Genomic DNA, 13,343 nt, shown 5'->3' on the forward strand with positions numbered 1-13,343 from the left:
CGTCCGCGATCTCTCCCCTCTTCTCTGCGTTGCCGCGACTACAAGGCGCTGACATGACTCCGTTCGCATTCGTCTTTCCCGGCCAGGGTTCACAAGCCGTCGGCATGCTCGACGCCTGGGGCGACCACGCGGCCGTGCGCGACACGCTGGCCGAGGCGTCGACCGCCCTCGGCATCGACGTGGGCCAACTGATCCACACCGGCCCGAAGGACGCGCTCGACCTGACCGAGAACACCCAGCCGGTGATGCTGACCGCGGGCGTCGCCTGCCTGCGCGCCTGGCTCGCCGAGACCGGGCTGCAGCCGGCGGTGGTGGCCGGTCACTCGCTGGGCGAGTACGCGGCGCTGGTCGCGGCCGGCGTCATCAGCCTGTCCGATGCGCTGCCGCTGGTGCGCTTTCGCGCGCAGGCCATGCAGCAGGCGGTGCCGGTCGGTGCCGGCGGCATGGCAGCCATCCTCGGGCTCGATGCCGATGTCGTGCGCGCCGGTTGTGCCGAAGCCGCGGCGGCGTCCGGCGAGATTGTCGAGGCGGCCAACTTCAACGACCCGAAGCAGACCGTGATCGCCGGCACCAAGGCCGGTGTCGAATTCGCGTGCAGCCTGCTGAAGGACAAGGGCGCCAAGCGGGCGCTGCAGTTGTCGGTGTCGGCGCCTTTCCATTCGAGCCTGATGCGCCCGGCGGCCGAGCAGCTGAAGACGCGCCTGGCCGGCGTGACGCTGAACGCACCGCGCATCCCGCTCGTCAACAACATCGATGTCGCGGTGCAGGACGATCCCGACGCCATCCGCGACGCGCTGGTGCGCCAGGCCTTCGGGCCGGTGCGCTGGGTCGAGGTGGTGCAGGCGATTCGCACGCGCGGCATCCGCCACATCTTCGAGTGCGGGCCGGGCAAGGTCCTGGCCAGCACGATCCGCCGCATCGACGCCGATGCGGTCACGGCCGCGATCCACGATCCGGCCACGCTGCTGGAAGCGAAAGGCCTGTTGGCATGAGTGAATCCCACAACGGTTCGACGCTGGCGGGCCAGGTCGCTCTGGTGACCGGCGCGTCGCGCGGCATCGGTCGCGCCATCGCGCTGTCGCTGGCAACCCAAGGTGCCAAGGTGATCGGCACCGCGACGACCCAGGCCGGCGCCGACGCGATCGGCGCGGCGCTGGCCGCCTTCCCCGGCAGCCGCGGCCTGTGCCTGAACGTCAACGACGGCCCCGGCATCGAGACGGCGATCGACGCCATCGTCAAGGAACACGGCGGGCTGCAGATCCTCGTCAACAACGCCGGCATCACGCGCGACACCTTGTCGATGCGCATGAAGGACGACGACTGGGATGCGGTGATCGACACCAACCTGAAGGCGGTGTTCCGCGTCAGCCGCGCGGTCATCCGCCCGATGATGAAGCAGCGCTTCGGTCGCATCATCAACATCACGTCGGTCGTCGGCGCGAGCGGCAACGCCGGCCAGGCCAACTACGCGGCCTCGAAGGCCGGCGTCGCCGGCATGACGCGCGCGCTGGCGCGCGAGCTCGGCAGCCGCGGCATCACCGTCAACTGCGTCGCGCCGGGCTTCATCCAGACCGACATGACCAGCGAGCTCTCCGAACAGCAGACCAGCGCGCTGATGGCACAGATTCCGCTTGGCCGACTCGGCCAGGCAAGCGACATTGCGCATGCGGTGACCTTCCTGGCGTCGGCCCAGGCCGGCTACATCACCGGCGCGGAGTTGCATGTCAATGGCGGCATGTTCATGAATTGACGCCAACGACGCCGAACTGCGTCGAACGCGTTACCCCACAGACCGGAAGGGCCCGACCGGAACCTGGATTTCAGCGTGTAGGCCTGACTTAGAGCCGACACCCTGCAAGCCTTAGAATCTCGGGCTGTTTCAGCAAACCCTCCTGGAGGAGTCATGAGCGATATCGAAGCACGTGTGAAGAAAATCATCGCCGAACAACTGGGCGTTCCGGAAGCCGATGTGTCCAACGAGAAGGCTTTCGTGGCAGACCTGGGCGCTGATTCGCTCGACACCGTGGAACTGGTGATGGCCCTCGAAGACGAGTTCGGCATCGAGATCCCCGACGAAGAAGCCGAGAAGATCACCACCGTGCAGCTGGCGATCGACTACGCCGTCAAGCACCAGAAGGCCTGAGCCTTCGTTCCCAACTGAGCAGCATCGCATGAGCCGTCGCCGCGTCGTCGTCACCGGGCTCGGCCTCATCAGTCCCGTGGGTAACACGGTGGCCGAGGGGTGGGCCAACATCGTGGCCGGGCGTTCCGGCATCGCGACCATCACCAAGTTCGATGCGTCGCCGTTCGCCTGCCATTTCGCAGGCGAAGTGAAGGGCTTCAAGGTGGAGGATTACTTCCCCGCCAAGGAAGCCCGGCACATGGACACCTTCATCCATTACGGCCTGGCTGCATCGATGCAGGCGGTGAAGGATTCGGGCCTGCCCACCGGCGACGCGCTGAGCGAAGATGAAGCCGAGCGCATCGGCTGCCTGGTCGGCTCGGGCATCGGCGGCTTGCCGATGATCGAGGAAACCCATGCCGAGCTGGTCGAACGCGGTCCGCGCCGCGTGTCGCCGTTCTTCGTGCCGGCGTCGATCATCAACATGATCTCGGGCCATGTGTCGATCAAGTTCGGCTTCCAGGGGCCGAACCTCGCGATCGTCACCGCCTGCACCACCGGCTTGCACTGCATCGGCGAAGCCGGTCGCATGATCGAGTACGGCGATGCCGACGTGATGGTTGCCGGCGGCGCCGAATCGACGGTGTCGCCGCTGGGCATCGGCGGGTTCGCGGCGGCGCGTGCGCTGTCGACGCGCAACGACGATCCGGCCACGGCCTCGCGTCCCTGGGACAGGGACCGCGACGGCTTCGTGCTCGGCGAAGGCGCGGGTGTCGTGGTGCTCGAGGAATACGAGCATGCGAAGAAGCGCGGCGCGAAGATCTACGCCGAACTGGTCGGCTTCGGGATGGGCGCGGACGCCTTCCACATGACGGCGCCGAACGTCGATGGGCCCAAGCGCTCGATGAAGGCGGCGCTGCGCAATGCCGGCCTCAATGCCGACCAGATCCAGTACCTGAACGCGCACGGCACGTCCACGCCGCTCGGCGACGTGAACGAGAGCAACGCGATCAAGCTGGCCTACGGCGACCATGCGAAGAAGATGGTCGTCAGCTCGACGAAGTCGATGACCGGCCACCTGCTGGGCGGCGCCGGCGGCATCGAGTCGGTGTTCACGACGCTCGCGTTGCACCACCAGGTGGTGCCGCCGACGATCAACATCTTCAACCAGGATCCCGAGTGCGACCTGGACTACTGCGCCAACACGGCGCGCGACCTGAAGATGGAGTACGCGGTGAAGAACAACTTCGGATTCGGCGGCACGAACGGCACCTTGGTCTTCAAGCGCGTCTGACCGGCCCGATCCGCGCCCGGCATGCACGCGCCAGCCGAGTTCCAGCTCACCGTCTCCCGCTTCGGCGCCTGGCGCGGCGGCCTCGCCGTGTCGGGGATGGTCGTCTGGGGCAGTGCGCTCGCGTGGTGGATGACCACCGAGCGGCCGCTGCTGTCGGTGGCCGCCGGCTTTCTGCTGCTGGCCTGCGTGGCGGCCACGGCGTCGCTGCTTTCCCTTGCACGGCTGCCGGGCTTCGTGCTGCGCTGGGATGGCGGCCAGTGGCACCTGAGCCATGCCGGCGGGGAACCCTCGCCCGGGTCCTTGCAGGTTGCCATCGACAGCGGCCACTGGCTGCTGCTGCATTTCGTGCCGGATCATGTGGCGCACCATCCGTCGGCTGCATGCTGGTTGCCGGTGCAGCGGTCGGGACTCGAGCACGACTGGCACCACCTGCGCAGCACCGTGTTCACGGCGCGGCCCGCGGCGATGCCTGAGACCTTCGGCCAGGACGGTCGGCCATGAGCATGACCACCCCGGACGCAGACGCGCCGCTGATCGAACGCATCAAGCGCGGCGATGTGAAGGCGTTCGAGATGCTGGTCGTCAAGTACCAGCGCCGCATCGAACGGCTGATCGGCCGCATGGTGCGGGACACCGACCTGGTGCAGGACATCGCCCAGGAGACCTTCATCCGGGCCTACCGGGCGATTCCGCAGTTCCGCGGCGAGAGCGCGTTCTACACCTGGCTGTACCGGATTGCGGTCAATGCCGCCAAGAAGGCGCTGGTCGAGATGAAGCGCGACCCGATCGTGACGGAATCCGCACGCGCCTCGCGGGACGATGACGACGAAACTTCCCGCGTCGAAAATGAACTAACGGACGGCGAAACGCCCGAAGCCCTGCTGGCCTCGAAAGAAATCGCGGCCACAGTGAACGCTTCGATCGATGCGCTGTCTGAAGATCTTCGCCAGGCGATCACGCTGCGCGAAATCGAGGGCTTGAGCTACGAAGAGATCGCCGAAGTGATGAATTGCCCGATCGGCACCGTCAGATCGCGCATTTTCCGTGCGCGCGAGGCGATTGCGCTGAAACTGCGTCCCTTGCTGGATACCCGGGAAGGCGACCGCTGGTGATGCGGTCGAGCCACTTGCTGAACATGAATGCTGGAGCTGGAAATGTCACAGTCGTCTGAAGGCAGTGCGTCGATGGAGGGTCTGTCGGCCCTGGTCGACGGGGAACTCGGATCCGACGCCGGCGCACGCGTGTGCGCGCAGTGGCGAGAGGATCCGCAGGCCCGCGCCACTTGGCACGCCTATGCGTTGATCGGCGACGTGATGCGCTCCGACGACCTGGCCTCGCCCGTCGATCGTGATTGCGCCTTCCTCGCCCGCCTGCGCGCGCGCTTGGCCGATGAGCCGGTGGTGCTGGCCCCGGCCGAGTTGCCGGCACCGGTCGAACTGCCGCTGGCCCCGGCCGCCGTCGCGGCCATGGGCGGTGCGCGCCGCGCCTGGCGCACCCCGGTGGCCGTAGCCGCCGGGTTCGTGGTCGTTGCTGGCGCGTTGGTGGCCACCTCGGTGCCCGGCTCGTTGCCGTTCGGCGGCAGCCCGGCGACCGTCGCACAGACCGGCAATGCCGCCGTGGCGACGGCCCCCTCGCCACTGCGCGCCGTCAGCGTCGCGCAAGACACCGAGCCGGTGCGGCTGAATGGCCAGCTGATCCGCGATGCGCGCCTCGACGAGTACCTGTCGGTGCACAAGAAGTTCGGCGGCAGTTCCGCCCCTGGTGTGCCGTCGGGCTTCCTGCGCAACGCCGCAGCCGAAGCCCCCGCCCGCTGACCCGGATCCGCCCACCCATGCTGCTGCGCCTTTCCGCGTTGATGGTGAGTTGTGCGTTCGTCGCCTTTGCCCCGGCCAGCCGGGCGCAAGGCGCGCTGGTCAGCGGCGATCCGCTGATCGAGGCGCGCGAGACCCAGGCCTGGCTCACCCGCATCACCGACGCAGCGAACAAGCGCAACTTCCAGGGCACGGTGGTCGTCAGCGCGGGCGGCACGGTGGCGAGTTCGCGCATCGCGCATTTCTGCGACGGCCGCAACCAGTACGAGCGCATCGACTCGCTCGAAGGCCAGATGCGCAACGTGCTGCGGCAGAACGACGTCGTCCACACGGTGTGGCCGCAAAGCCGCGTCGCGATGGTCGAGCAGCGCGATTCGATGAGCTCGTTCCCCGCGCTGCTGCAGGCCGGTGCGCAGCACGTGACCGACTTCTACGAACTCAAGCCGATGGGCGTCGAGCGGGTGGCCGGCCACGAGGCCAACGTGCTGCAGCTGCGTGCCAAGGATGCGCACCGCTTCGGCTACCGCCTGTGGGCCGAGAAGAGCACCGGCCTGCTGCTGCGCACCGAAGTGATGGGCGAGCATGCCGAGGTGCTGGAGTCGTCGGCGTTTTCCGACGTCAACATCAACGTCAAGCCGCAGGCGGACCTGATCACGCAGCCGCTGCGCAAGCTCGACGGCTACCGCATCGTGCGGCCGCCCGTCACGCCGGCCACGCTCGAATCCGAGGGGTGGTCCTTGAAGCACGACATTCCCGGCTTCACGCAGGTCAGCTGCGTCAAGCGGCCGTTCGATGGTGCGCTGCGGATCCGCGGCTCCACCGAGCCGGTGTTGCAGGCGGTCTATTCCGACGGCCTGACCTTCGTGTCGGTCTTCATCGAGCCCTACAACGCCGAGCGCCACCAGCGTCCGATGTCGACCGTGATCGGTGCGACGCAGACGATGATGCGCCGTCAGGGCGACTGGTGGGTGACCGTGATGGGTGACGTGCCCACGGCGACGCTGCGTGCGTTCGCGGCGGGACTGGAGCGCAAGAAGTAGCCTGCCGGCGTGCGGCTGCACGCGGCGGCCCGTGTAGGTGTCTCGAGGGAGTGCTCGGCATGCAAGCTGTGATCGATCCAGGCCGGTGTGCACCGGAGAACACGCTGCGCGATCGCCGCGCGATGCGCATCCGTGCCGCCGCGGTGGGGCTGGGCGCGGCCTTGTGGCTGGCGCAGCCTGCCGATGCGCAGACGCAGGCACCGAACCCTGCATCAAGCCAGGCGCAAGCATCGGCACCGGCACAACCCCTGGCACCGACGCAGTTGCTGCCCGACTTTGCCGACCTGGTCGAGCGCGCCAGCCCGGCCGTCGTCAACATCCGCACCACCGAGCGCGCGACCGACTCGCCGCGCGGGCCGTTCCGCCGCCGTGCGCCGACCGCGCCGCAGCAACCCGGCGAAGAGGTGCCGCGCGGCGAGGGCTCTGGCTTCATCCTCAGCGCTGACGGCTACGTGATGACCAACGCCCACGTGGTCGAGGGTGCGACCGAGGTCTACGTCACGCTGACCGACAAGCGCGAGTTCAAGGCGAGGATCATCGGGGCCGACGAGCGCACCGATGTTGCGCTGGTGAAGATCGATGCCACCGGGCTGCCGTCGCTGAAGATCGGCGATGCGGGGCGGTTGCGCGTCGGCGAATGGGTGCTCGCGATCGGCTCGCCGTTCGGGCTCGAGAGCACGGTGACGGCCGGCATCGTCAGCGCCAAGCAGCGCGAGACCGGCTCCGACGTGCCGTTCATCCAGACCGACGTCGCGGTGAACCCGGGCAACTCCGGCGGGCCGCTGCTGAACATCCGCGGCGAGGCTGTCGGCATCAACTCGCAGATCCTCAGCCCGGTCGGCAGCTTCGTCGGCATCTCGTTCGCGATCCCGATCGACGAGGCGATGCGAGTGGCCGACCAGTTGAAGGCCACCGGTCGCGTCGTGCGCGGCTACCTCGGCATCCAGCCGATCGACGTGCCGCGCGAACTGGCCGAGGAATACGGGCTCGCGAAGGGCAAGGCCAAGGGCGCGTTCGTGCGCCAGGTCGTCAGCGGCACGCCGGCCGACAAGGCGGGCATCCAGCCGGGCGACGTCGTGATCAGCGTGAACGGCAAGCCGGTCGATGGTGCCGTCGACCTGCGGCGCACGCTGGGCGCGCTGAAGCCGGGCACCGCGATCACGCTGCAATGCAACCGGCGCGGCAAGCTGCTCGATTTCAAGGCGAGTCTCGCCGAGTTGAACCCGCAGGTCGCTGCTGCGGCGGCGGAGCGGCCGGAGGCGCCGGTCGAGCCGCGCGCAGCGGGTGCTGCGAAGGTGTGGGGCTTGAGCGTCGCGAACCTCACCGATGCGGAGCGTCAGTCGCTGCGCGGTGCGAACGGTGTGCGCGTGAGCGCGGTGACTGGCGGCGCCGAAGCGGCCGGTCTGCGCGCCGGCGATGTGATCGTGGCGGTCGGCACGTCCGACGTCACCGACGTGAAGCAGTTCGAGGCGGTGGTGGCCAAGCTCGACAAGAACAAGTCGCTGCCGGTCACGGTGCTGCGGGGCGACTGGGCGCAGTTCCTGCGGATCCCGGTGATCAAGTAAGAGGCCCGATATCCGAGTGCCGGCCCAGGGATTGCCACACTTCTTCCGCCATGTGGAATCTGCGGCAGGAACTTCCGGCCCGGCGATTTTGATCGAATTGGTAAAAAGTGAGTGTGCGCACGCATTCGTCGGTTGCGGAACTCGAATTCAGCGTGCTTTTGACTACAATTCAGGGGTCGCGCATCGGCTTTATTGCCAATCCGGTCAACGAGTAGGGGCGTCTGAAACTATCCCCAAGCTACCCACAAGGCTTTGTGGATAAGTTGTGGAAAGATTTTGCTGTTGGTGACCCGCAACGACAAGAAATCAAGCAATGGCGCGGTTTCCGGCGGGGTGCTTTTGGCTACAATGAAGGCCCAACAAGCAGTTGCCATACGTTTTGTTGGAAGGCGCGTCAGTTCTTCGACGTGCCTTTTTTTTGTTCACGGCCCGGGTCTTCGACCCATCATGTCGAGCGCGCGTTGTCACGCGACAGCGCACACGGCATGAGCCATCAACGCAGCGGCGCAGTCGCTGCAGCGTCGAACAGCGACGCAGTGGAATCGTTCAATGGATCACATCCGAAATTTTTCCATCATTGCCCACATCGACCACGGCAAGTCGACGCTGGCCGACCGGCTCATCCAGCGTTGCGGCGGGCTGAGCGATCGCGAGATGGAAGCGCAGGTGCTCGACTCGATGGACATCGAGCGCGAGCGCGGCATCACGATCAAGGCGCAGACCGCGGCGCTCACCTACCAGGCGCGCAACGGCCAGACCTACCAGCTGAACCTGATCGACACGCCGGGGCACGTCGACTTCTCGTATGAAGTGAGCCGCTCGCTGTCGGCCTGCGAAGGTGCGCTGCTGGTGGTGGACGCGAGCCAGGGCGTCGAGGCGCAGACGGTCGCCAACTGCTACACCGCGATCGAACTCGGTGTGCACGTGATCCCGGTGCTGAACAAGATGGACCTGCCGCAGGCCGATCCGCAGCGCGCAAAGGACGAGATCGAGGACGTGATCGGCATCGATGCGACCGACGCGATCCCGTGCAGCGCGAAGACCGGCGAAGGCATCGACGACATCCTCGAGGCGGTGATCACCCGCATGCCGCCGCCCCAGGGCAACCCCGACGCGCCGCTGCGCGCGATGATCATCGACTCGTGGTTCGACAACTACGTCGGCGTGGTGATGCTGGTGCGCGTGGTCGACGGCGAGCTGAAGAAGGGCGAGCGCTTCAAGATGATGGCCACCGAGGCCGCCTACGCCGCCGAGCAGATGGGGGTGTTCACGCCCAAGGCGCTGTCGCGCGATGCGCTGCGCGCCGGCGAGGTCGGGTTCGTGATCGCCGGCATCAAGGAGCTGCAGGCCGCCAAGGTCGGCGACACCATCACGCTCGAGAAGAAGCTGCCGAACAACGCGGGCCCGGCCAGCCAGGCCTTGCCGGGCTTCAAGGAAATCCAGCCGCAGGTCTTCGCCGGTCTGTACCCGACCGAAGCCAGCGAATACGACCAGCTGCGCGACGCGCTCGAGAAGCTCAAGCTGAACGATTCGTCGCTGCGCTACGAGCCCGAGGTCAGCCAGGCGCTCGGTTTCGGTTTCCGCTGCGGCTTCCTCGGGCTGCTGCACATGGAAATCGTCCAGGAGCGGCTCGAGCGTGAGTTCGACCAGGACCTCATCACCACCGCGCCGAGCGTGGTCTACCAGGTCGAGCTCGGCGACCAGACCGTGATCCAGGTCGAGAACCCGTCGAAGATGCCCGACCTCGGCCGCATCAACGAGATCCGCGAGCCGATCGTGACCGTGCATCTCTACATGCCGCAAGACTACGTCGGCCCGGTGATGACGCTGGCCAACCTGAAGCGCGGCAACCAGATCAACATGGCCTACCACGGTCGCCAGGTCATGCTGACCTACGAGATGCCGCTGGCCGAGATCGTGCTGGATTTCTTCGACAAGCTGAAGTCGGTGTCGCGCGGCTATGCGTCGATGGACTACGAGTTCAAGGAGTACCGCGCGGCCGACGTCGTCAAGGTCGACATCCTGCTCAACGGCGACAAGGTCGATGCGCTGTCGATCATCGTGCACCGCACCCAGAGCGCATACCGCAGCCGCGCGGTGGTGGCCAAGATGCGCGAGCTGATCTCGCGCCAGATGTACGACGTGGCGATCCAGGCCGCCATCGGGGCCAACATCATTGCGCGTGAGACAATCAAGGCGCTGCGCAAGAACGTTCTCGCCAAGTGTTACGGCGGCGACATCTCGCGCAAGCGCAAGCTTCTCGAAAAACAAAAGGCCGGCAAGAAACGCATGAAGCAGATCGGCTCCGTCGAGGTGCCCCAGGAAGCGTTTCTCGCCATCCTCCAAGTGGACGATTGATGGGCTCACTGATGGGTTCTCTGACCGGCGTGCTCTATGGCGCCCTGGTGGTGTATCTGGGCGGCTGGTACCTCGGCAAGTGGACAGGCAACTTCTCGCTGCTGCTGTTCATCCTCACGGTCGCGACGCTGGCCTACTGGCTGGCCGAGCGCTTCCACTTCGCGCCGCGCCGCGCGGCGGCCGCCGCCACGCTCGATCGCCAGGACGCCGAACGCCGCGAGCGCCTGGCCTCGCAGGGCATTGCGAAGGTCGACGACAACGTCGCCCAGGCCCGCGACACCTTGCTGATGCAGCCGTGGTGGCTCGACTGGACCGCCGGCCTGTTCCCGGTGATCCTCGTCGTGTTCCTGCTGCGCTCGTTCCTGTTCGAGCCCTTCAAGATCCCGTCGGGCTCGATGGTGCCGACGTTGCTGATCGGCGACCTGATCCTGGTGAACAAGTACCACTACGGCATCCGCTTGCCGGTGATCAACAAGAAGATCATCCAGATCAACGATCCGCAGCGCGGCGACGTGATGGTGTTCCGCTACCCGGCCAATCCGAGCATCGACTACATCAAGCGTGTCGTCGGCGTGCCGGGTGACCAGATCGACTACCTGAACCAGCACCTGTACGTGAACGGCAAGCTCGCCGACACGCAGCCGCTGGAGCCGTTCTACGACGAAGATGCCGTGCGCTTCGCGCCGCAATACACCGAGAAGCTCGGCACGGCCACGCACCGGATCCTGGTCGAGACCAAGCTGCCGAGCTCGGCGGCGCCGCTGTTCGAGTTTCCCTTCAAGGAAAACTGCCGCTACAGTGCGGAAGGCGTGCGCTGCAAGGTGCCGGCCGGCCATTACTTCATGATGGGCGACAACCGCGACAACTCGCAGGACTCGCGCTTCTGGGGCTTCGTGCCCGACCAGAACATCGTCGGCAAGGCCTTCTTTGTCTGGATGAATTTCGGCAGTCTCAAGCGCATCGGTTCGTTCAATTGAGCGGGAGCAACAGGTACATGACGATGGAACTACGGACGATCGAATCTCGCGGCCACGCAGGGCAGCTCGCACACCGGCGCGGATCGCAGCGTGGCGTCACGTTGTTCGGCCTGATGTTCTGGGCCATCCTGATCGGCGTCGTCTCGCTCATCGGCCTGAAGGTGCTGCCGACCCTCAACGAGTACTTCACGATCAAGCGCGCGGTCGAGAAGATCGCGACGAGCGGCGCCTCCACCGTGCCTGAAATCCGCACCGCCTTCGACCGACAGACGGATGTCGAGTATTCGATCGTCTCGATCACCAGCAAGGACCTGATGATCACGAAGGTCAACGACAAGGTCGTGATCTCTTTCGCCTACAACAAGGAGATCGAGCTGGTGGCGCCGGTCTACTTGCTGCTCAAGTACGAAGGACGTTCGCGCTGAGGGTTCGCCCCGGCTCGTGCTTTCTCGTCATCAACCGGCCCTGCGCGTGGATGCCCGACTGACCGCCCTGCAGCACCGCCTGGGATACCGCTTCACCCAGCCGGACCTGCTGACACGCGCCGTCACGCACCGCAGCTTCGGGGTCGACCACAACGAGCGGCTCGAATTCCTCGGCGACGTGGTGCTGAGCCTGGCGATCAGCGACCTGCTGTTCGAGCGCTTCGCCGGCTCCGACGAGGGCGACCTGACCCGCGTGCGAGCGCACCTGGTGCGCGAGGACAGCCTGCACAAGGTCGCGCTGCTGATCGGCCTGCCCGAGGTGCTGCGCCTGAGCGAAGGCGAAGCCCGCGGCGGCGGTGCGCAGCGGCCGTCGATCCTGGCCGATGCGCTCGAAGCCGTGATCGGCGCGGCCTACCGCGACGGCGGCTTCGAAGCGGCGCAGGCGCTGGTGCAACGGCTGTTCGGCGAGGTCATCGAGACGACCGATCTCGACAGCTGGGCAAAGGACGCCAAGACCGAGCTGCAGGAATGGCTGCAGGCGCGCCGCCTGCCGGTGCCGGCGTACCGCATCGTCACCACCCGCGGGCAGGCGCATGCACAGACCTTCGAGGTCGAATGCGCCGTCCCGGCGCTCGGCCTCACCGAAACCGGCGAGGGCCGTTCGCGCCGTTCCGCCGAGCAAGAAGCAGCGCGCGGCATGCTGGTCGCGCTGAAGGCGAATGACAAGCCCGGCAGTGCGCTGCGCTCCTGACGCCCCCGACGACCCTCCTGGTTCCCCCCGCATGACCGACATCCCCGAAACACCTGCCGACGACGACGGCGATACCGGCACTGGCGACGCCGCCGCGCCCGCTGAAGCCGTGACCACCCGCTGCGGGCTGATCGCGATCGTCGGCCGCCCGAACGTCGGCAAGTCGACGCTGCTGAATGCGCTGGTCGGCCAGAAGGTCAGCATCACGTCCAGCAAGGCGCAGACGACGCGCCACCGCATCACCGGCATCCGCACCGTCGACGACACGCAGTTCGTGTTCGTCGACACGCCCGGCTTCCAGACGCGCCACAGCGCGCCGCTGAACCGCACGCTGAACCGCACGGTGCACGGCGTGCTCGGCGACGTCGACCTGGTGCTGTTCGTCGTCGAGGCCGGCCGCTTCGGGCTCGACGACGCGAAGGTGCTGGCGCTGATGCCGGCCGGCAAGCCGGTGATGCTGATCGCCAACAAGCTCGATGCGGTGCACCGCCGCGCCGACCTCGTGCCCTGGCTCAAGGGCATGCAGGACCGCCACGCGTTCGCCGAATTCGTGCCGCTGACCGCCAAGAAAGACAGCGACGTGCAACGCCTGCTGGGCATCGTGAAGCCCTACTTGCCGCAGCAGCCGTGGTTCTACGAAGAAGATGCGCTGACCGATCGCAGCGACAGGTTCCTCGCCAGCGAGATCATCCGCGAGAAGCTGTTCCGCCTGACCGGCGACGAACTGCCCTACACCTCGACCGTCGTGATCGACAAGTTCGAGGAAGAGGGTGCGCTGCGCCGCATCGCGGCGACCATCATCGTCGAGCGCGATGCGCACAAGGGCATGGTGATCGGCGCCGACGGCGAACGCCTGAAGCGCATCGGCTCCGAAGCCCGCCAGGAGCTCGAGCGCCTGATGGACGGCCGTGTGTTCCTCGAACTGTGGGTGAAGGTGCGATCCGGCTGGGCCGACGACGAAGAGCATCTGCGCTCCTACGGCTACGAGTAGCCGCCGCGC

14 protein-coding genes are annotated in these 13,343 nt (G+C 66.7%); all 14 read left to right on the top strand.

What is annotated here, in order from left to right; all coding sequences use genetic code 11:
* The first annotated feature begins 53 nt into the window (after positions 1-53).
* The 14 genes from fabD to era all read left to right on the top strand — a co-directional run bounded on the left by fabD (position 54) and on the right by era (position 13,334).
* The gene (fabD, locus tag BUE42_RS00745) at positions 54-992 is read left to right on the top strand and encodes an ACP S-malonyltransferase (RefSeq protein WP_073462189.1); all 939 of its coding nucleotides are present in this window, start codon (positions 54-56) and stop codon (positions 990-992) included.
* Positions 989-1,750 (top strand): 3-oxoacyl-ACP reductase FabG, encoded by a 762-nt coding sequence (fabG, locus tag BUE42_RS00750; protein WP_073462190.1) that lies wholly within the window; start codon positions 989-991, stop codon positions 1,748-1,750. The genes fabD and fabG overlap by 4 nt, the downstream gene beginning before the upstream one ends.
* Before the next feature lie 153 nt (positions 1,751-1,903).
* Positions 1,904-2,143, top strand: coding sequence for an acyl carrier protein (gene acpP / locus BUE42_RS00755; protein ID WP_009552529.1), 240 nt, complete (start codon positions 1,904-1,906; stop codon positions 2,141-2,143).
* A gap of 28 nt (positions 2,144-2,171) precedes the next feature.
* Positions 2,172-3,416, top strand: coding sequence for a beta-ketoacyl-ACP synthase II (gene fabF, locus BUE42_RS00760; protein WP_073462191.1), 1,245 nt, complete (start codon positions 2,172-2,174; stop codon positions 3,414-3,416).
* A 21-nt stretch (positions 3,417-3,437) separates the two neighbouring features.
* A complete protein-coding gene (locus BUE42_RS00765; protein ID WP_073462192.1) occupies positions 3,438-3,917 on the top strand; it encodes a hypothetical protein in 480 nt (159 codons plus the stop codon).
* Between the two features lie 2 nt (positions 3,918-3,919).
* On the top strand, positions 3,920-4,528 hold the full coding sequence (gene rpoE / locus BUE42_RS00770) for an RNA polymerase sigma factor RpoE (protein WP_083613781.1): 609 nt from the start codon (positions 3,920-3,922) through the stop codon (positions 4,526-4,528).
* 42 nt (positions 4,529-4,570) lie between these two features.
* On the top strand, positions 4,571-5,230 hold the full coding sequence (locus BUE42_RS00775; RefSeq protein WP_159445348.1) for a sigma-E factor negative regulatory protein: 660 nt from the start codon (positions 4,571-4,573) through the stop codon (positions 5,228-5,230).
* A gap of 17 nt (positions 5,231-5,247) precedes the next feature.
* Entirely contained in the window at positions 5,248-6,267 is a 1,020-nt protein-coding gene (locus tag BUE42_RS00780) for a MucB/RseB C-terminal domain-containing protein (RefSeq protein WP_073462194.1), read from the top strand.
* A 59-nt stretch (positions 6,268-6,326) separates the two neighbouring features.
* A complete protein-coding gene (locus BUE42_RS00785; protein WP_083613809.1) occupies positions 6,327-7,832 on the top strand; it encodes a Do family serine endopeptidase in 1,506 nt (501 codons plus the stop codon).
* A gap of 549 nt (positions 7,833-8,381) precedes the next feature.
* Positions 8,382-10,190 (top strand): translation elongation factor 4, encoded by a 1,809-nt coding sequence (gene lepA / locus BUE42_RS00790; RefSeq protein ID WP_073462195.1) that lies wholly within the window; start codon positions 8,382-8,384, stop codon positions 10,188-10,190.
* 11 nt (positions 10,191-10,201) lie between these two features.
* Complete coding sequence (gene lepB, locus BUE42_RS00795) at positions 10,202-11,167, top strand: signal peptidase I (RefSeq protein ID WP_073462389.1); 966 nt, start codon at positions 10,202-10,204, stop codon at positions 11,165-11,167.
* Positions 11,168-11,190: 23 nt separating this feature from the next.
* Entirely contained in the window at positions 11,191-11,592 is a 402-nt protein-coding gene (locus tag BUE42_RS00800; RefSeq protein WP_083613810.1) for a DUF4845 domain-containing protein, read from the top strand.
* Between the two features lie 46 nt (positions 11,593-11,638).
* Positions 11,639-12,343: a ribonuclease III gene (gene rnc, locus BUE42_RS00805; RefSeq protein ID WP_073462196.1), complete on the top strand. Its 705-nt coding sequence runs from the start codon at positions 11,639-11,641 to the stop codon at positions 12,341-12,343.
* A gap of 31 nt (positions 12,344-12,374) precedes the next feature.
* Entirely contained in the window at positions 12,375-13,334 is a 960-nt protein-coding gene (era, locus tag BUE42_RS00810) for a GTPase Era (RefSeq protein WP_073462197.1), read from the top strand.
* Positions 13,335-13,343 lie beyond the last annotated feature (9 nt).

It is taken from the genome of Rhizobacter sp. OV335 (genome assembly GCF_900142965.1).
Taxonomy (GTDB): Bacteria; Pseudomonadota; Gammaproteobacteria; order Burkholderiales; family Burkholderiaceae_C; genus Rhizobacter.

Coding starts and splice junctions, on each gene's coding strand:
- fabD (WP_073462189.1), top strand. CDS start 54: ATGACTCCGTTCGCATTCGTCTTTCCCGGCCAGGGTTCACAAGCCGTC.
- fabG (WP_073462190.1), top strand. CDS start 989: ATGAGTGAATCCCACAACGGTTCGACGCTGGCGGGCCAGGTCGCTCTG.
- acpP (WP_009552529.1), top strand. CDS start 1,904: ATGAGCGATATCGAAGCACGTGTGAAGAAAATCATCGCCGAACAACTG.
- fabF (WP_073462191.1), top strand. CDS start 2,172: ATGAGCCGTCGCCGCGTCGTCGTCACCGGGCTCGGCCTCATCAGTCCC.
- BUE42_RS00765 (WP_073462192.1), top strand. CDS start 3,438: ATGCACGCGCCAGCCGAGTTCCAGCTCACCGTCTCCCGCTTCGGCGCC.
- rpoE (WP_083613781.1), top strand. CDS start 3,920: ATGACCACCCCGGACGCAGACGCGCCGCTGATCGAACGCATCAAGCGC.
- BUE42_RS00775 (WP_159445348.1), top strand. CDS start 4,571: ATGTCACAGTCGTCTGAAGGCAGTGCGTCGATGGAGGGTCTGTCGGCC.
- BUE42_RS00780 (WP_073462194.1), top strand. CDS start 5,248: ATGCTGCTGCGCCTTTCCGCGTTGATGGTGAGTTGTGCGTTCGTCGCC.
- BUE42_RS00785 (WP_083613809.1), top strand. CDS start 6,327: ATGCAAGCTGTGATCGATCCAGGCCGGTGTGCACCGGAGAACACGCTG.
- lepA (WP_073462195.1), top strand. CDS start 8,382: ATGGATCACATCCGAAATTTTTCCATCATTGCCCACATCGACCACGGC.
- lepB (WP_073462389.1), top strand. CDS start 10,202: ATGGGTTCTCTGACCGGCGTGCTCTATGGCGCCCTGGTGGTGTATCTG.
- BUE42_RS00800 (WP_083613810.1), top strand. CDS start 11,191: ATGGAACTACGGACGATCGAATCTCGCGGCCACGCAGGGCAGCTCGCA.
- era (WP_073462197.1), top strand. CDS start 12,375: ATGACCGACATCCCCGAAACACCTGCCGACGACGACGGCGATACCGGC.